Origin of the sequence: Enterobacter sp. ECC-175 (assembly GCF_043968675.1) — a bacterium.
Taxonomy (GTDB): domain Bacteria; phylum Pseudomonadota; class Gammaproteobacteria; order Enterobacterales; family Enterobacteriaceae; genus Enterobacter.
In genome coordinates, this window is record NZ_CP143776.1 from 113,221 (window position 1) to 131,062 (window position 17,842).

Annotated in this window: 19 protein-coding genes; 13 read left to right on the forward strand and 6 right to left on the reverse strand. The window is 55.2% G+C overall.

From position 1 onward, the window contains the following. Positions 1–27: 27 nt before the first annotated feature. The 6 genes from rng to csrD form a co-directional block, all read right to left on the reverse strand. A complete protein-coding gene (gene rng / locus V1599_RS00550) occupies positions 28–1,497 on the reverse strand; it encodes a ribonuclease G (protein WP_112013115.1) in 1,470 nt (489 codons plus the stop codon). Beyond that, a complete protein-coding gene (locus V1599_RS00555) occupies positions 1,487–2,080 on the reverse strand; it encodes a nucleoside triphosphate pyrophosphatase (RefSeq protein WP_112013114.1) in 594 nt (197 codons plus the stop codon). The genes rng and V1599_RS00555 overlap by 11 nt, the downstream gene beginning before the upstream one ends. Positions 2,081–2,089: 9 nt before the next feature. Beyond that, positions 2,090–2,578: a rod shape-determining protein MreD gene (mreD, locus tag V1599_RS00560; protein WP_112013113.1), complete on the reverse strand. Its 489-nt coding sequence runs from the start codon at positions 2,576–2,578 to the stop codon at positions 2,090–2,092. Further along, a complete protein-coding gene (gene mreC, locus V1599_RS00565) occupies positions 2,578–3,594 on the reverse strand; it encodes a rod shape-determining protein MreC (RefSeq protein ID WP_297116838.1) in 1,017 nt (338 codons plus the stop codon). Before mreC ends, mreD begins: the two co-directional genes overlap by 1 nt. Positions 3,595–3,655: 61 nt before the next feature. Next, positions 3,656–4,699, reverse strand: coding sequence for a rod shape-determining protein MreB (mreB, locus tag V1599_RS00570; RefSeq protein WP_000913396.1), 1,044 nt, complete (start codon positions 4,697–4,699; stop codon positions 3,656–3,658). A 281-nt stretch (positions 4,700–4,980) separates the two neighbouring features. Further along, a complete protein-coding gene (csrD, locus tag V1599_RS00575; RefSeq protein WP_112013111.1) occupies positions 4,981–6,921 on the reverse strand; it encodes an RNase E specificity factor CsrD in 1,941 nt (646 codons plus the stop codon). Positions 6,922–7,104: 183 nt separating this feature from the next. Between csrD and V1599_RS00580 the strand changes: the two genes are divergently transcribed. From V1599_RS00580 to V1599_RS00640, 13 genes are all read left to right on the forward strand, one after another. Continuing rightward, a complete protein-coding gene (locus V1599_RS00580; protein ID WP_112013110.1) occupies positions 7,105–8,079 on the forward strand; it encodes an MDR family oxidoreductase in 975 nt (324 codons plus the stop codon). 77 nt (positions 8,080–8,156) lie between these two features. Continuing rightward, positions 8,157–9,158, forward strand: a complete 1,002-nt coding sequence (gene msrP, locus V1599_RS00585) for a protein-methionine-sulfoxide reductase catalytic subunit MsrP (protein WP_112013109.1) — start codon at positions 8,157–8,159, stop codon at positions 9,156–9,158. Next, positions 9,159–9,758, forward strand: a complete 600-nt coding sequence (gene msrQ / locus V1599_RS00590) for a protein-methionine-sulfoxide reductase heme-binding subunit MsrQ (protein ID WP_112013108.1) — start codon at positions 9,159–9,161, stop codon at positions 9,756–9,758. It begins immediately after the preceding gene. Between the two features lie 234 nt (positions 9,759–9,992). Further along, on the forward strand, positions 9,993–10,445 hold the full coding sequence (gene aroQ / locus V1599_RS00595; protein ID WP_112013107.1) for a type II 3-dehydroquinate dehydratase: 453 nt from the start codon (positions 9,993–9,995) through the stop codon (positions 10,443–10,445). A 21-nt stretch (positions 10,446–10,466) separates the two neighbouring features. After that, complete coding sequence (accB, locus tag V1599_RS00600; protein WP_112013106.1) at positions 10,467–10,928, forward strand: acetyl-CoA carboxylase biotin carboxyl carrier protein; 462 nt, start codon at positions 10,467–10,469, stop codon at positions 10,926–10,928. A gap of 10 nt (positions 10,929–10,938) precedes the next feature. Then, positions 10,939–12,288 (forward strand): acetyl-CoA carboxylase biotin carboxylase subunit, encoded by a 1,350-nt coding sequence (gene accC, locus V1599_RS00605; RefSeq protein WP_112013105.1) that lies wholly within the window; start codon positions 10,939–10,941, stop codon positions 12,286–12,288. A gap of 108 nt (positions 12,289–12,396) precedes the next feature. Beyond that, positions 12,397–12,639, forward strand: coding sequence for a YhdT family protein (locus V1599_RS00610; RefSeq protein WP_112013104.1), 243 nt, complete (start codon positions 12,397–12,399; stop codon positions 12,637–12,639). Next, positions 12,629–14,080 (forward strand): sodium/pantothenate symporter, encoded by a 1,452-nt coding sequence (gene panF / locus V1599_RS00615; RefSeq protein ID WP_395301600.1) that lies wholly within the window; start codon positions 12,629–12,631, stop codon positions 14,078–14,080. The genes V1599_RS00610 and panF overlap by 11 nt, the downstream gene beginning before the upstream one ends. Before the next feature lie 11 nt (positions 14,081–14,091). Continuing rightward, the gene (gene prmA / locus V1599_RS00620; protein ID WP_297116875.1) at positions 14,092–14,973 is read left to right on the forward strand and encodes a 50S ribosomal protein L11 methyltransferase; all 882 of its coding nucleotides are present in this window, start codon (positions 14,092–14,094) and stop codon (positions 14,971–14,973) included. 137 nt (positions 14,974–15,110) lie between these two features. Continuing rightward, on the forward strand, positions 15,111–15,851 hold the full coding sequence (locus tag V1599_RS00625; RefSeq protein WP_112013101.1) for a carbonic anhydrase: 741 nt from the start codon (positions 15,111–15,113) through the stop codon (positions 15,849–15,851). Between the two features lie 330 nt (positions 15,852–16,181). Then, positions 16,182–17,147 carry a tRNA dihydrouridine synthase DusB gene (gene dusB, locus V1599_RS00630; RefSeq protein WP_112013100.1) on the forward strand — a complete coding sequence of 322 codons (966 nt, stop codon included), beginning with the start codon at positions 16,182–16,184 and terminating at the stop codon, positions 17,145–17,147. Between the two features lie 23 nt (positions 17,148–17,170). Further along, positions 17,171–17,467: a DNA-binding transcriptional regulator Fis gene (gene fis, locus V1599_RS00635; protein ID WP_000462905.1), complete on the forward strand. Its 297-nt coding sequence runs from the start codon at positions 17,171–17,173 to the stop codon at positions 17,465–17,467. Positions 17,468–17,645: 178 nt separating this feature from the next. Continuing rightward, entirely contained in the window at positions 17,646–17,810 is a 165-nt protein-coding gene (locus V1599_RS00640) for a DUF2556 family protein (RefSeq protein WP_112013099.1), read from the forward strand. Positions 17,811–17,842: the final 32 nt, after the last annotated feature.

Consider the following 17,842-nt stretch of genomic DNA (forward strand, 5'->3'; position numbering starts at 1 on the left):
GCCTTTAATCTCGCAGCGTACTGCGTTTTACATCATGACGACGTCAAACTGCTCCTGGTTGTAGAGCGGCTCAATTTGTACTTTTACCTGTTTGCCGACAAAGATTTCCACTTCTGCCAGCGCGTGCGACTCTTCACCTTTCAGCGCTTCCGCCACCGCAGGAGAAGCATAGACCAGGAAACGGTCGGAGTCGTAGGCGTGGTGAACGCGAACAATTTCACGCATGATTTCGTAGCAGACGGTCTCTACCGTCTTTACCGTGCCGCGTCCGTGACAGGTAGGACACTCGTTACACAGCACGTGCTCCACGCTTTCGCGGGTGCGCTTGCGGGTCATTTCTACGAGACCGAGCTGCGAGAAGCCGTTGATGCTGGTTTTCACGCGATCCTTACTCAGCGCCTGTTCCAGCGAGTGCAGCACGCGGCGGCGATGGTCTTCATTATTCATATCGATAAAGTCGATGATGATAATGCCGCCCAGATTGCGCAGGCGAAGCTGGCGCGCAATGGCCTGCGTCGCTTCGATGTTGGTGTTGAAAATGGTGTCGTCCAGATTGCGGTGGCCGACGAATGCCCCGGTGTTGATATCGACGGTGGTCATTGCTTCGGTCTGATCGATGATCAGATAGCCGCCGGATTTCAACTCAACCTTGCGCTCCAGCGCGCGCTGGATCTCGTTTTCGACATCATAAAGATCGAAGATCGGCTGGCGGCCAGAGTAGTGCTCCAGCAGGCCGGGCATCTCCGGGATGTATTCAGCGGTAAACTCCAGCAGCGCCTCGTAGGTCAGGCGGGAGTCCACGCGAATGCGGTCGAGCTGTGCATCGGCAAAATCGCGCAGAACGCGCTGCGCCAGCGCCAGCTCGCCGTACAGCTGGTAGCGGGTCTGGTTACGCTTTTTGCGCTCCATCACCTTGGTCCAGACGCGCTTCAGGTAGGCCGCATCAGACGCAAGGTCCTCTTCGCTAATCCCTTCCGCCGCGGTGCGGATGATAAACCCGCCCTGCTCGTCGCAGTAGGCGCTGACCACCTTTTTCAGGCGCTCGCGCTCGCTTTCACTCTCAATGCGCTGCGATACGCCTACGTGCGAGGCTCCGGGCATAAAGACAAGGTAGCGGGAAGGAAGGGTAATGTCTGTCGTCAGGCGCGCGCCTTTGGTGCCGAGTGGGTCTTTGACCACCTGCACCATCAGATCCTGGCCCTGGCGCACCAGCTCGGAGATATCGCGGACGGCGAACTGCTTCTGCTCTTCGCCCGCCACGCATTCGGTGTGCGGCATGATATCGGAGGCATGTAAAAATGCCGCCTTATCGAGTCCAATATCTACAAAAGCCGCCTGCATACCCGGCAGTACCCGACTGACACGACCTTTGTAGATATTGCCTACTATTCCGCGCCGAGCTTCACGCTCAATATGGATTTCCTGAAGAATGCCACCATCAATGTAGGCCACACGGGTTTCCGATGGCGTTACGTTTACCAACAATTCAGCCGTCATAATTATCCCTTCCCTCACGCAGTGAGTTAAAATTGCTCAGCAACTCATACGTTTCCACCAGCGGTAAGCCGACTACGGCGTGATAGCTGCCATTTATCTTCCTGACAAAACAGCCACCCAACCCTTGAATACCGTATGCACCTGCTTTATCCATCGGTTCGCCGCTGGCAATATAGGCGGCGATCTCGTCATCGGTAAGTACTCTGAACGTCACGTCCGTCACCACCAGGCAGTCCAGCACGTTGTGGCTATCCGCCAGCGCAACGGCCGTCATCACCTGGTGCGTTTGCCCGGACATGTTGCGCAGCATGCGCGCCGCGTGTTCTGCATCGTGCGGTTTCTCTAACACTTCACCGTTAAGAATAACGATGGTATCGGCGCCCAGCACCGGCAGGTCGCGCGGCGTTTGCGCCACGCCTGCCTGCGCTTTCTCACGCGCAAGACGGGAAACGTACTGCTCAGCGCTTTCGCCCGCAGCACGCTTCTCTTCAATACCGGTAACGATACGTTCAAAGGACACCCCTAGCTGGGTCAGGAGTTCCTGACGGCGCGGGGAGCCGGAAGCAAGATACAAAGACGTCATAGAAACCTTTTATTGCACGGCAAACTGCTGGCGGATCTTACGCATCAGCAGGAATAGCCACGGCCAGAGCGCACCGTTAACTACACTACTCCAGAACACTTCCGGTCGGAAAGAGACGTTGATCACTAAAAACTCTGCCCAGAAAACAACGATATCGGCAGCCAGCGACAGCAGCATCACCACCAGAGCCTGTTGCCAGAGCGCGAGGTTGCGAAAGAGCTGGAATTTAAGTGCGACGAGGTACGCAATAATGCTCATGGATAAGGCGCGAACGCCCAGCGTAGAGCCACTAATGAGATCCAGTATGGCACCCATCACAAAACCCGTGCCGACATTTACGCGGTGCGGGAGGGCGAGGATCCAGTAGAGCAAAATGAGCAGCACCCAGTTTGGCCGGTAAACAAGGAGATTATCCGGCCAGGGCATAACCTGCAGCAACAGTGCAATGAGGAACGAGAGCCAGATTACCCAGCGTCCCTGGCTACGATAGCTGGCCACTACTGCCCTCCTGAAGAGAGCTGCGGCGGTGGCGGCGCATCCCGCGTCGGCTGCGTAATCCCCGTCGCCGGAGCCGGAACCGGCGCCGGTGGCCCCATCGAGTCAGGCGGCGGGAGAACCTGCGGCATCATCTGCATCAGGCGCTCGTTGGCTACGCGATGCACGTCTTCCGGCGTCATCGGGTTCGTTCCATTACGGTCGGCTCCCCACAGCAGCAGCAGGTAGCGAAGACGCTGCAGGCCAGCCGTTGGGCGCGCCTGAATCACGGTATAGGCACGCTGGGTGTCGAGCTTGACGGAGGAAACCACCCCTACCGGATACCCTTCAGGGAAACGACCACCCAGACCAGACGTCACCAGTACGTCACCCACGCGAATATCCGTGTTGGCAGGCAGATGCTCCAGCTGCAGATCGTCCGTGCAGCCATTACCGGCCGCAATAACGCGGATGTCGTTACGCAGCACCTGAATTGGCAAAGCGTGGGTAGCATCGCAGATCAGCAGCACGCGGCTGGTCAGTTTGGCAACCGCCACCACCTGTCCCACGACGCCCTTATCGCTGATGACGGGCTGACCTTCGTACACGCCGTTGACGCTGCCCTTGTCGATCACAACCTGATCGCTATAAGGGTCATTGACGGTCGAGATCACCTGCGTGACCATTTTCTGCTCATCCTGGCGCAGCGGCGAGCCAAGCAGTTCGCGCAGACGCGCGTTTTCCTGCTTGTATTGCCCCAGCATCAGCAGCTCGCTGTTTTTCAGCAGCAGCTCCTGGCGTAATGCCCGGTTTTCGAGTTCGAGCTGGTCGCGTGAAGACAGCGTTTGAGAAACGGAGTCGAGCAGTTCACGGGGACCATTTGATACAAAGTAGAAAGGACTGACGGCGGTATCCATGTACGTTCTGATTTGGCTGAACGTACCGAGGCGGCTATCGGCAATAATGACGCCAAGCGCAACCAGAACCGCCAGGATAAGGCGAAACTGCAGCGATGGGCCACGGCTAAAAATTGGCTTCATAGGCTATGCGTATTCTCGCGTCAGAGAGAAAGGGTAGCGATGCGCTACCCTTTCACAATGACTACTCTTCGCTGAACAAGTCGCCGCCGTGCATGTCGATCATTTCCAGCGCCTTGCCACCACCGCGGGCGACGCAAGTCAGTGGATCTTCTGCAACTACGACAGGAATACCTGTCTCTTCCATTAACAGGCGGTCGAGGTTACGCAGCAGCGCACCACCACCGGTCAGAACCATACCGCGCTCGGAGATATCGGACGCCAGCTCTGGTGGGCATTGCTCCAGCGCAACCATGACCGCGCTCACGATACCGGTCAGCGGCTCTTGCAGCGCTTCCAGAATTTCGTTGGAGTTCAGGGTAAAGCCGCGTGGAACGCCTTCCGCCAGGTTACGACCGCGCACTTCGATTTCGCGCACTTCATCGCCTGGGTAGGCAGAACCGATTTCATGCTTGATACGCTCTGCGGTGGCTTCACCGATCAGAGAGCCGTAGTTACGGCGAACATAATTGATGATGGCTTCGTCGAAACGATCACCGCCGATACGCACGGAGGAGGAGTACACCACGCCGTTCAGGGAGATAACGGCAACTTCAGTGGTACCACCACCGATATCCACTACCATAGAGCCGGTCGCTTCTGATACAGGCAGACCCGCACCAATTGCCGCCGCCATTGGCTCTTCAATCAGGAAGACTTCACGCGCGCCTGCGCCCTGAGCGGACTCGCGGATAGCGCGACGTTCAACCTGAGTTGCGCCAACAGGTACGCACACCAGCACGCGCGGGCTTGGGCGCATGAAGCTGTTGCTGTGAACCTGCTTGATGAAGTGCTGAAGCATTTTTTCAGTCACGAAGAAGTCAGCGATAACGCCGTCTTTCATTGGGCGGATGGCGGCGATGTTGCCTGGGGTACGGCCCAGCATCTGCTTCGCGTCATGACCCACTGCGGCAACGCTTTTCGGCGAGCCAGCACGATCCTGACGAATGGCCACAACGGAAGGCTCATTCAATACGATGCCTTGTCCTTTTACATAGATAAGGGTATTCGCGGTACCCAGGTCAATGGACAGGTCATTGGAAAACATGCCACGAAATTTTTTCAACATACTAAGGGATAATCCTGAAAGCTGGGGCGGATAAGAAAATCCGCTTACTTTACCAACCACACACAGCAGCGACAAGGCGCAAAAATCAGCTGCTACGGTGAAAATTAGTGCAGTACGTTACCTTTGTTACAAATTCATTTCCTGAATCCCTCAGGGCTGAGTAAACAGTAGCGTCCCTCACTTTCATTTGTAACCCGTTAAAGGTCGTTCACTGGCTTTTTGCTCGACGTACTCAAAGCTACAGGCGCGATATTCTACGTGAAAACAAAGTAAACGGCAGGTCAAACAGAGTATCTTTGCAAATATTTTTTCACATTGGTGTCAAGTGGCTGTGAGGCGGCAAAAAAATCCCCCTGACCGCCGGTAACACCACGCGCTGTCAACGTCTGCCATTCGCTCCTGGCGCGCACGCCCGTAGCGAATACTTGCGTTTGCGTTCCCTTGCAGGCTTCGACCAGGCTCTGAACCAGCAGCTGGTTTTCCGTCCGTTTCTCGATATTTCTTACCAACCCGGGGTGAAGCTTCAATAATTCCACATCCAGCTCCTGGATCCACGCGGTACTCACCAGCGTCAAACCCGCCTGCGTGACCGCTACGCGCGCGCCGAGCGCATTGATCAAACGTACCACCGGACGTAACCGGCTGATGTGTTGACCTACATCGGCCTCTGCAAGTTCAAAAATAATGCGTTTGCGTTGCGATTTTTCGCATTGCATTAATATATCGCGCAGCCAGCGCTGAAAACGCGGGCGAATCAATGACTCAACGGTCACCTGTAATGCGAGGGTTTCTTCAGGCCAGAATGATAAAAACGGAATAATGCGGGTAATTTGCTGGCGGTCATACTCTTCGGAAAGACCAAATTGCAGCACCATTGGCAGATACTCGGCGGAAATAACCTCTTCCGTACCGTCAAAAATACGGCACATCAGCTCCCGATGGTGCACGTTGCCCTTTATTGTTACCGCTGGTTTTTGATAAATACGGGGTCCACCGCGATTGAGCATTTGCTCAATCAAAGTACGCCATCGCACGTTGCCGCGCCCTTTTTCCGGCAGAGAGTCATCATAGATTGCCCAGCCGTTCGCGCCCTGTAACACGGCATTGCGGGTGGCGGCCTCCGCATGCTCCATCACCTGTTCGGTACTCTGCCCTCCGCGCCAGGCGCAAATGCCGATATGGACCATGTCGTCCCGGTCGAGCATTTTGCTCTGGGGTAGACCATCAACCGCCTTCAGCAGCTGGCTGGCAATGCTCTCGGACTCCTTCAGGGTCCGATGCGGCAACAGCACGGCAAAATCGCTGCGGCGATAGCGCGCCAGCAGCGAGCCGGGATAGCGCATAATAAAAGTGGACAGCAGGTTGATCAGCGTAAAAAAGGTTTCTTCCGTCGCCCGCTGCCCCCACGTGTCGCGCAGCAGGTCAAAGTCAGGCAGGCGAACGATCATCACCACGCCGTGCGTGCCGACTTTTTCAGGATCTTCCAGCAGCGTCGCCAGCTGGTTATCAAAGAAGAGGCGGTTATTCAGGCCCGTTTTATTGTCCTGCGCGGCATAGGAGCGAATCAGGGTATCCATGCGGCTGCGCTGCTCGCTGGCAAACTGAATGTCGGACAGCAGCACGTCCAGCGCGCTGCTGGTGCGGGACGGCCATTCATACACCGAACCGCGTACCTGCGGGCCGCGCTCACCGTTTAGAATACGGATGGAGCGCATTTCCAGCAGCTCCTGCCCGGATAGCTGGCGTCGCTGCCAGCGGACCGCAAGGAAAATCAGCAGCACGATAAACGCAACGGCGACCGTCAGCGGCGCGGTGGTCATCAATGAGCGGAAGTAGCTCGCCATCGGGTCGAGATAGACCATGTGGATGGACATGCCGGGATGTTTAAGTGACGGAACCGTCACGTCGCGATACTGATTGATTGTCCCCGCGGGGCGGTAGCTTGTTTGCCGGGCGTGGCTGAAAACCGTCTTGTTACCCTGCATGATATCGATCTGGACAATATCAACCGGGACCATCATCTCGTCCAGCTCGCGGGAGAGCGCCGGAAACGACGTCGTAATCAAACGTGAATCAATGACGGACGCCACCGACTGGACGCGATTCATCAGCTTGTCCTGAATCGCAATGTAAAAACTGAGAGAACATCCCATCAGCGTGACAAATATTGTAAGCCCCGTCAGCAAGGTGGTAAAAGCTGAAAACTTCGTCGTTAATCGCATCCTTGAGATTACTCCGTGGGTTGATGGGAATGCAAGTAAGCACTAACTTGCATTTAAGATGCGACATACTACCAAACCTGGCGTATCTGGCAATTTATTGCGTTAAATCGGCATAGCGTTTCACTTAGCGAGTATAGTCTTCAGGGATTATTTTCCAATCGTCAAACCTAGTGAGGACCCCGTATGCAGGCATTGATCTTAGAACAGCAGGAAGGCAAAACGCTGGCCTCGGTGCAAACCGTTGAGGAAAGCCGCCTGCCGGAAGGCGACGTCACCGTCGATATTGACTGGTCCAGCCTAAACTATAAGGATGCGCTGGCCATCACGGGCAAAGGTAAAATCATCCGAAATTTCCCAATGGTGCCGGGCATCGACTTTGCAGGCCGCGTTCACGCGAGTGAAGATCCGCGCTTCCACGTCGGGCAGGAAGTGCTGCTTACCGGCTGGGGCGTTGGGGAAAACCACTGGGGCGGACTGGCCGCGCAGGCGCGCGTAAAAGGCGACTGGCTGGTGCCGATGCCGAAAGGCCTGGACGGCCGGAAAGCGATGATTGTCGGTACCGCAGGGTTTACCGCCATGCTGTGCGTGATGGCGCTGGAAGATGCCGGCGTTCGTCCTCAGGATGGCGAGATTGTGGTGACCGGCGCCAGCGGCGGCGTGGGCAGCACGGCGGTCACGCTGCTGCATAAACTCGGCTATCAGGTTGCTGCCGTCACCGGCCGTGAAAGCACGCACGACTACCTGCGCCAGCTGGGCGCCAGCCGTATTCTGGGGCGCGACGAATTTGCCGAAACGCGCCCGCTGGAGAAACAGGTTTGGGCCGGCGCGGTGGATACCGTGGGTGACAAAGTGCTGGCCAAGGTGCTAGCGCAGATGAATTACGGCGGCTGCGTGGCGGCCTGCGGCCTGGCGGGCGGTTTTGCGCTGCCCACCACCGTAATGCCGTTTATTCTTCGCAACGTGCGCCTGCAGGGCGTTGATTCGGTAATGACCCCCGCCGCGCGCCGCGCGCAGGCCTGGGAACGCCTGGTGCAAGACCTGCCTGACGCATTCTTTACGCAGAGCGCCACGGAAATCGCCCTTGAACAAGCGCCTGAATATGCAGCGAAAATCATGGACAACCAGTTCCACGGTCGCGCGCTGGTGAAGATTGCCTAATCTTCAAATTTTCGTGACATATTCGCGCTAATCCCTCTCCTCCGTCATGCTTAGAAAAACGCATGACGGAGGATGCCATGAAAACCCGAAAGCTGACGGAAGCCGACGTAACGTCCGAATCTGTCTTTATGCTGCAACGTCGCCAAATCCTGAAAATGTTAGGCATCAGCGCCACCGCCCTGACGCTCACTCCCGCAGCCCATGCCGATCTGCTCGACTGGTTTAAAGGCAACGATCGCCCGAAAGCCCCTTCCGGCGCGCCGCTTACCTTCACCAAACCCGCCCAGTGGCAAAACAAGCTGACGCTGACGCCCGAAGATAAAGTCACCGGTTATAATAACTTCTACGAATTTGGCCTCGATAAGGCCGACCCAGCCGCCAACGCGGGCGGTATGAAAACCGATCCGTGGACGCTGAAAATCGACGGCGAAGTGGCGAAGCCGCTCACCCTTGATCACCACGACCTCACGACCCGCTTTACGCTAGAAGAGCGAATTTACCGCATGCGCTGCGTGGAAGCCTGGTCAATGGTAGTGCCATGGGTCGGTTTCCCGTTGCACAAGCTGCTGGCGATGGTGGAACCCACCAGCAACGCGAAATATGTCTCCTTTCAGACGCGATACGCGCCGGACGAAATGCCGGGGCAGAAGGATCGCTTTATCGGCGGCGGGCTGGAATATCCTTACGTCGAGGGGCTGCGGCTTGATGAAGCCATGCATCCCCTCACGCTGCTGACCGTGGGCGTCTACGGCAAGGCGCTGCCGCCGCAAAACGGCGCGCCTATCCGCCTGACCGTACCGTGGAAATACGGCTTTAAGGGAATAAAATCGATCGTCAGCATTAAGCTCACCCGCGAACGTCCGCCAACCACCTGGAATCTGGCGGCGCCTGACGAGTACGGTTTCTTCGCCAACGTGAACCCGCATGTGGATCACCCCCGCTGGTCGCAGGCCACCGAGCGGTTTATTGGCTCCGGCGGCGCGCTGGACGTTAAGCGTCAGCCGACTCTGCTGTTCAACGGCTACGCGGACGAAGTGGCGTCTTTGTATCGTGGGCTTAATTTACGGGAGAACTTCTAGGTGCGCTTAACCGCAAAGCAGATAATCTGGCTTAAGGTGCTGCTGCACCTGGCCGGATTGCTTCCTTTTATCTGGCTCTTTTGGGCCGCCAGCCAGGGCTATTTCAGCGCCGATCCGGCAAAGGATATCCAGCATTTTACCGGTAGGATGGCTCTGAAATTTTTACTCGCTACCTTGCTGGTGACTCCGCTGGCGCGCTACGCTAAACAGCCTTTATTGATACGCACCCGCCGTCTTTTAGGGCTATGGTGCTTTGCCTGGGCGACGCTGCATTTGACCAGCTACGCGCTGCTTGAGCTGGGCATTAACAATCTGGCATTGCTTGGCCGCGAGCTGGTGTCGCGCCCTTACCTGACGCTGGGGATCATCAGCTGGCTGGTTTTGCTTGCGCTCGCGCTGACGTCGACGCAGTATGCGCAGCGTAAACTGGGCAGACGCTGGCAGCTTTTGCACAACTTCGTCTATCTTGTCGCGATCCTCGCGCCGGTCCATTATCTTTGGTCGGTGAAGATATTATCCCCACAGCCTATCCTCTACGCGCTGGCGGCTTTGGCCCTTTTAGCCTGGCGTTACAAGAAGTTTCGCCAATGGTTTAGATAGTTCCTGAAAGTGTGCGTTTTCCCGCAGATTACCTGACAACCGCGAATCTTTTACGGATAGCGGTTGATAATCTTCCCTGATAAGACCAGTATTTAGCTGCCAAATGCTACGAAATCGTTATAATGTGCGACTTCGGTTTTCCGGACAGCGGTTTTCAGCCTCTGAAAGGGTGACAATCGTGCATTGAAGGTATATTTTGTCTTTTACCGGAAAATCGCAGGAGATAGCGACATAATGGCTGACAAGTTTCAAATCTTAGTTTTAAACGGGCCGAATTTAAACATGCTCGGCACCCGTGAGCCGGAGAAGTATGGCACGCTAACATTAGGCGAAATTGTTAACCGTCTGAGCACGGAAGCAGCGTCGCTGAATGTGGATTTGGATCATTTTCAGTCTAACGCGGAGTACGCAATCATCGACCGTATTCATCAGGCTAAAGACACTGTGGACTATATCCTGATCAATCCGGCCGCGTTTACGCACACCAGTGTTGCTATTCGCGATGCACTGCTCGCGGTGAGCATCCCGTTTATCGAGATCCACCTGAGCAACGTGCACGCCCGAGAGCCGTTCCGCCACCACTCTTATCTGTCAGACATCGCTGCTGGCGTTATCTGTGGTCTGGGCGCTGACGGTTATTCATACGCTTTACAGACAGCGGTAAAACGCCTGTCACAATCACACTAAACAAGAGTACGGAACCCACTCATGGATATTCGTAAGATTAAAAAACTGATCGAGCTGGTTGAAGAATCAGGCATCTCCGAACTGGAAATTTCTGAAGGCGAAGAGTCTGTACGCATCAGCCGTGCAGCCCCAGCCGCTAGCTTCCCGGTCATGCAGCAAGCCTATGCTGCGCCAGTGCAGCAGCCTGCGCTCTCCGCAGCCGTTGCGCCAGCAGCAGAAGCCGCACCTGCAGCAGCTGCAGAAATCAGTGGCCACATCGTACGTTCCCCAATGGTTGGTACTTTCTACCGCACCCCGAGCCCGGACGCGAAAGCGTTCATCGAAATCGGTCAGAAAGTCAACGTAGGCGATACCCTGTGCATCGTTGAAGCCATGAAAATGATGAACCAGATCGAAGCTGATAAGTCAGGTACTGTGAAAGCGATTCTGGTCGAAAGTGGTCAGCCGGTAGAATTTGACGAGCCGCTGGTCGTCATCGAGTAACGAGGCGCACATGCTGGATAAAATTGTTATCGCCAACCGCGGCGAGATTGCACTGCGTATTCTTCGTGCCTGTAAAGAACTGGGCATCAAGACCGTGGCCGTGCACTCAAGCGCGGATCGCGATTTAAAACACGTATTGCTGGCGGATGAGACGGTCTGTATTGGCCCGGCTCCGTCCGTAAAAAGCTATCTGAACATCCCGGCGATCATCAGCGCCGCTGAAATCACCGGCGCGGTGGCTATTCACCCGGGTTATGGCTTCCTCTCTGAGAACGCCAACTTCGCCGAGCAGGTTGAGCGCTCTGGCTTTATCTTCATCGGCCCGAAAGCCGATACCATTCGCCTGATGGGCGACAAAGTGTCGGCCATCACCGCGATGAAGAAAGCCGGTGTTCCTACCGTGCCTGGCTCTGACGGCCCGCTGACCGACGATATGGATGCCAACCGTGCCCATGCTAAACGCATTGGCTACCCGGTTATCATCAAGGCGTCCGGCGGCGGCGGCGGTCGCGGTATGCGCGTTGTACGCAGCGATGCTGAACTGGCGCAGTCCATCTCCATGACCAAAGCAGAAGCGAAAGCCGCTTTCAGCAATGACATGGTGTACATGGAAAAATACCTGGAAAACCCACGCCACATCGAAATTCAGGTGCTGGCTGACGGTCAGGGTAATGCGATCTATCTGGCAGAGCGCGACTGCTCCATGCAGCGTCGTCACCAGAAAGTGGTCGAAGAAGCGCCAGCACCGGGCATTACCCCGGAACTGCGTCGCTACATCGGCGAGCGCTGTGCCAAGGCGTGTGTGGATATCGGCTATCGCGGCGCGGGTACGTTCGAGTTCCTGTTCGAAAACGGCGAGTTCTACTTCATCGAGATGAACACCCGTATTCAGGTTGAACACCCGGTTACCGAAATGATCACCGGCGTTGACCTGATCAAAGAACAGCTGCGTATTGCAGCCGGTCAGCCTCTGTCCATCAAGCAGGAAGAAGTTGTGGTGAAAGGCCATGCGGTCGAGTGCCGTATTAACGCCGAAGACCCGAACACCTTCCTGCCAAGCCCGGGTAAAATCACGCGTTTCCACGCGCCGGGCGGCTTTGGCGTACGCTGGGAGTCTCATATCTACGCCGGCTACACCGTACCGCCGTACTATGACTCCATGATCGGTAAGCTTATCTGCTACGGCGAAAACCGTGACGTGGCGATTGCCCGCATGAAGAACGCCCTGCAGGAGCTGATCATCGACGGTATTAAAACCAACGTTGATCTGCAGATGCGCATCATGAGCGACGAGCACTTCCAGAATGGTGGAACCAACATCCACTATCTGGAGAAAAAACTCGGTCTGCAAGAGAAGTAATTTTGCAGCAACGCTAAAAGGCCGGTTAATCCGGCCTTTTTTATTTCTGGGGGGAGCCATGCCCCATCATGTACAATCCTCGCTTTCTTTATCCATAAGGGACAAAAAATGGACAAGCGTTTTGTTCAGGCCCATAAAGAAGCGCGCTGGGCGCTGTGGCTGACCCTTCTCTATCTTGCCGCATGGTTAGCAACCGCTTACTTACCTGATTCCGCTATCGGCATAACCGGCCTGCCGCACTGGTTCGAAATGGCCTGCCTGCTGGTGCCGCTGGTCTTTATCCTGCTGTGCTGGGCAATGGTGAAATTTATCTACCGGGATATCCCGCTGGAGGATGATGATGCAGCTTGAAGTCATTCTGCCGCTGGTCGCGTACCTGGTGGTCGTATTTGTTTTGTCCGTTTATGCAATGCGTAAGCGAACTACCGGCACCTTCCTCAATGAGTATTTCCTCGGCAGTCGCTCGATGGGCGGAGTCGTGTTAGCCATGACGCTTACTGCCACCTATATCAGCGCCAGCTCGTTTATCGGTGGTCCCGGTGCAGCCTATAAATACGGGTTAGGTTGGGTGCTGCTAGCAATGATTCAGCTGCCTGCCGTCTGGCTCTCGCTGGGTATACTGGGTAAAAAGTTTGCCATTCTGGCACGCCGTTATAACGCCGTGACGCTCAACGATATGCTGTTTGCGCGCTACCAGAGCCGTCTGCTGGTGTGGCTGGCAAGCTTAAGCCTGCTGGTCGCGTTTATTGGTGCAATGACGGTACAGTTTATCGGCGGGGCACGATTGCTGGAAACCGCTGCAGGGATCCCCTACGAGACGGGCCTTATCATCTTTGGGGTGAGCATTGCGCTGTATACCGCCTTTGGCGGATTCCGCGCCAGCGTGCTGAACGATACGCTGCAGGGGATGGTGATGCTCGTCGGCACAATCGTTCTGCTGGTGGGAATTGTTCACGCCGCAGGTGGCCTGAGCCATGCCGTTGAAACCCTTGAAGCGATTGACCCGAAACTGATTTCCCCACAGGGTGCGGATGATATCCTTTCGCCAACGTTTATGACGTCGTTCTGGGTGCTGGTGTGCTTTGGGGTGATTGGCCTGCCGCATACCGCCGTGCGTTGTATCTCCTATAAAGACAGCAAAGCCGTTCACCGGGGCATTATTATCGGGACGGTCGTTGTTGCAATCCTGATGTTCGGTATGCATCTGGCGGGTGCGTTAGGACGCGCGGTGATCCCCGACCTTACGGTTCCCGATTTGGTGATCCCGACACTGATGGTCAAAGTGCTTCCGCCTTTTGCCGCGGGGATATTCCTTGCCGCGCCAATGGCCGCCATAATGTCGACCATTAACGCCCAGCTACTGCAGAGTTCCGCTACGATCATTAAAGACCTCTATCTGAACCTGCGCCCGGAGCAGGTCGAAAACGAGCGACGCCTGAAGCGGATGTCAGCCGTGATTACGCTGCTGTTAGGGGCGTTGCTGCTGCTGGCCGCCTGGCGTCCGCCGGAGATGATCATCTGGCTCAACCTGCTCGCGTTCGGTGGGCTTGAGGCGGTCTTCCTGTGGCCGCTGGTGCTGGGGCTTTACTGGGAGCGAGCCAACGCTGCCGGTGCGCTGAGCGGAATGATTGTCGGCGGCGTGCTGTATGCCGTGCTGGCAACGTTTAAGATTCAGTACCTGGGCTTCCATCCGATTGTGCCTTCGCTACTGTTAAGTTTACTGGCGTTTGTGGTCGGGAACCGTTTTGGTCACCCTGTTCCGCAGCCCGCTATGATTTCTACTGATAAATAAAGAGTTTTGCCATGCCGTGGATCCAACTAAAACTGAATACAACCGGCGCCAACGCCGAAGAGCTGAGCGATGCGCTGATGGAGGCCGGCTCGGTCTCTATCACCTTCCAGGACACGCATGATACGCCGGTCTTCGAGCCGCTGCCGGGCGAAACGCGCCTGTGGGGCGATACCGACGTGATCGGCCTGTTTGATGCCGAAACCGATATGAAAGAGGTGGTTGCCATTCTGGAAAACCATCCCCTGCTGGGCGCAGGCTTTGCCCATAAAATTGAGCAGCTTGAGGATAAGGACTGGGAGCGCGAGTGGATGGATAACTTCCACCCGATGCAGTTCGGCAAACGCCTCTGGATCTGCCCTAGCTGGCGCGACGTGCCTGATGAAAATGCGGTGAATGTGATGCTCGATCCGGGCCTGGCGTTCGGCACCGGCACGCATCCCACGACGTCGCTCTGTCTGCAGTGGCTGGACGGTCTGGATCTCGAAGGGAAAACCGTGATCGACTTCGGCTGCGGCTCGGGGATCCTGGCGATCGCCGCGCTGAAGCTAGGTGCCGCAAAAGCCATCGGGATCGACATCGATCCGCAGGCCATTCAGGCCAGCCGCGATAACGCCGAGCGCAACGGCGTCTCCGATCGCCTTGAGCTGTATCTGCCGGATGCACAGCCAGAAGCCATGAAAGCCGACGTCGTCGTCGCGAACATTCTGGCAGGCCCACTGCGCGAACTGGCACCGTTAATCAGCGTGCTGCCCGTTGAGGGCGGCCTGCTGGGCCTTTCCGGCATCCTCGCGAGCCAGGCCGACGGCGTGTGCGATGCCTATGCCGATCTTTTTACCCTCGACCCGGTGGTAGAGAAAGAAGAGTGGTGCCGTATTACCGGTCGTAAAAAATAAGCATTTGGCGTGGTCCTCTGACCACGCCTTTCTCCTTCTGATATTCCTCCCGGCTTCTTCCTTTCTCCGCTAAAATAACCACACAAATCATAATGATAATTATTGATTTGAATAAAAAAATTCATAGGAAGAATATAATGAAACACTTTACTGGCAAGGTAGCGCTGCTGGCGCTAAGCATCCTCTCAACATCGGCCTACGCTTCCCACTGGAGCTATCAGGGCGAAGGCGCACCGGAACATTGGGGTGAACTGGATGACGCTTACAAAACGTGTCAAACCGGAATGAACCAATCCCCTATCGACATTGATTCCACGGTGAAAGCCCACTTCTCCCCGCTGCAAACGCACTACAGCGACGGTCCCGTCACGCTAACGAACAACGGCCATACCATTCAGGCGAGTGAAAAAGCCGACACCCGCGACAGCATTACCCTCGATAAGCAAAGCTGGACGCTGCAGCAGCTCCATTTCCACGCGCCGAGCGAAAATACCGTGCATGGCAAAAAGTACGCGATGGAGATGCATCTGGTACACAAAAACGACAAGGGCGAGCTGGTGGTGGTTGCGGTCATGTTCGATAAGGGCGCCGCAAATGCCGAGCTTGAAAAGCTGTGGGGCGTGATGCCCGAGCAGGCCGAGCAGAACGTCTCCATCACAGAAAATCTGGATGTGAATAAGCTGCTGCCCAAAAATAAAACCTACTGGCGCTTTAGCGGATCTCTGACCACTCCGCCGTGCTCTGAAGGCGTCACCTGGGTCGTCCTCAAGAAGCCGCTAACCCTCTCCGCTGAACAGCTGGCGAAATTCACCCATACCATGCATCACGATAATAACCGCCCGGTACAGTCACTGCACGGTCGCCTGGTTGTTGAATAACGTCCCGTTTTTAGGCTGATATCATGTTCTAAAATGCGACTCAGATCGCAAAGAAGCGGGATATTCTGCTGCTAAAAACAGCAGAATATCCCGGCTAAGGGATTCATTTTTTCAGAAATGATGAGAAGTTACGGGAAATTGTAAGCGTACATAAAACCACCATTCTCTCATAACATAATGATTTAAATAGTGAATAAATCCCCTTCGCAAAACCACGCGGCGATTCCTTGATCTACCGCAGTGGATTGTTCAAAGTTTGGCCTTTCATCTCGTGCAAAAAATGCGTAATATACGCCGCCTTGCAGTCACAGTATGGTCATTTCTTAACTCATGCGCATCGGACACCACCAGCTCAGAAATCGCCTGATCGCAGCCCCTATGGCAGGTATTACCGACCGGCCGTTCAGGACGCTGTGCTACGAGATGGGAGCAGGACTAACCGTTTCCGAGATGATGTCGTCTAACCCGCAGGTTTGGGAAAGCGATAAATCCCGTTTACGGATGGTGCACATTGATGAACCCGGTATTCGCACCGTGCAAATTGCCGGAAGCGTACCGGAAGAGATGGCAGATGCCGCGCGTATCAACGTGGAAAGTGGTGCCCAGATTATTGATATCAATATGGGGTGCCCGGCCAAGAAAGTGAATCGCAAGCTTGCAGGTTCAGCCCTTCTGCAATACCCCGACCAGGTGAAGTCTATCCTGACGGCGGTTGTCAGCGCAGTGGACGTCCCTGTTACGTTAAAGATTCGCACGGGTTGGTCGCCGGAACACCGTAACTGTGTAGAGATTGCCCAACTGGCCGAAGACTGTGGCATTCAGGCCCTGACCATACATGGACGCACTCGCGCCTGTTTGTTCAACGGTGAAGCTGAATACGACAGCATTCGGGCAGTTAAGCAGACAGTTTCCATTCCGATTATCGCGAATGGTGACATTACTGACCCGCTTAAAGCCAGAGCTGTGCTCGACTATACGGGAGCTGACGCTCTGATGATAGGACGTGCCGCTCAGGGAAGACCCTGGATCTTTCGGGAAATCCAGCATTATCTGGACACTGGGGAGCTGCTTGCCCCGCTGCCTCTGGCAGAGGTCAAGCGCTTGCTTTGTTCGCACGTTCGGGAATTGCATGACCATTACGGCCAGGCAAAAGGGTACCGAATTGCGCGTAAACACGTCTCCTGGTATCTCCAGGAGCACGCTCCAAATGACCAGTTTCGGCGCACATTCAACGCCATAGAGGATGCCAGCGAACAGCTGGAGGCGTTGGAGGCATACTTCGAAAATCTTGCGTAATGAAATAAAGAGCTGACAGAACTATGTTCGAACAACGCGTAAATTCTGACGTACTGACCGTTTCCACCGTTAACTCTCAGGATCAGGTGACTCAAAAGCCCCTGCGTGACTCGGTTAAACAGGCACTGAAGAACTATTTTGCTCAATTGAATGGTCAGGATGTTAATGACCTGTATGAGCTGGTACTGGCTGAAGTTGAACAGCCACTGTTGGACATGGTGATGCAATACACCCGCGGTAACCAAACCCGCGCTGCGCTGATGATGGGTATCAACCGTGGTACTCTGCGTAAGAAATTGAAAAAATACGGCATGAACTGATACTAATCAGCTAACTGCTTGTTTAAAAAGGCGCTCTTCGGCATGGGGAAGCGCCTTTTTTATCGCCTCCGCACCGTCTGTCAAGACAATGTAAACCTTCACGTTTCCCACTTTTCAACGTCCGTTATTGGTGTATATTCCCAGCACCTCAAAGGCTCTTTTCACCCGGAATGGCATAATGCTTCGTAAATACTGGTGGCTGGTCGTTTTTGCGCTCTTCGTTTTTCTTTTCGATGCGCTGCTGATGCAGTGGATTGAGCTAATGAGTACCGAAACCGATAAGTGCCGTAATATGAACTCCGTTAATCCCCTCAAACTTGTGAATTGTTCCGATCTTGACTGAACGCTAAACGTCGCCTAAAACTCCACTATCAC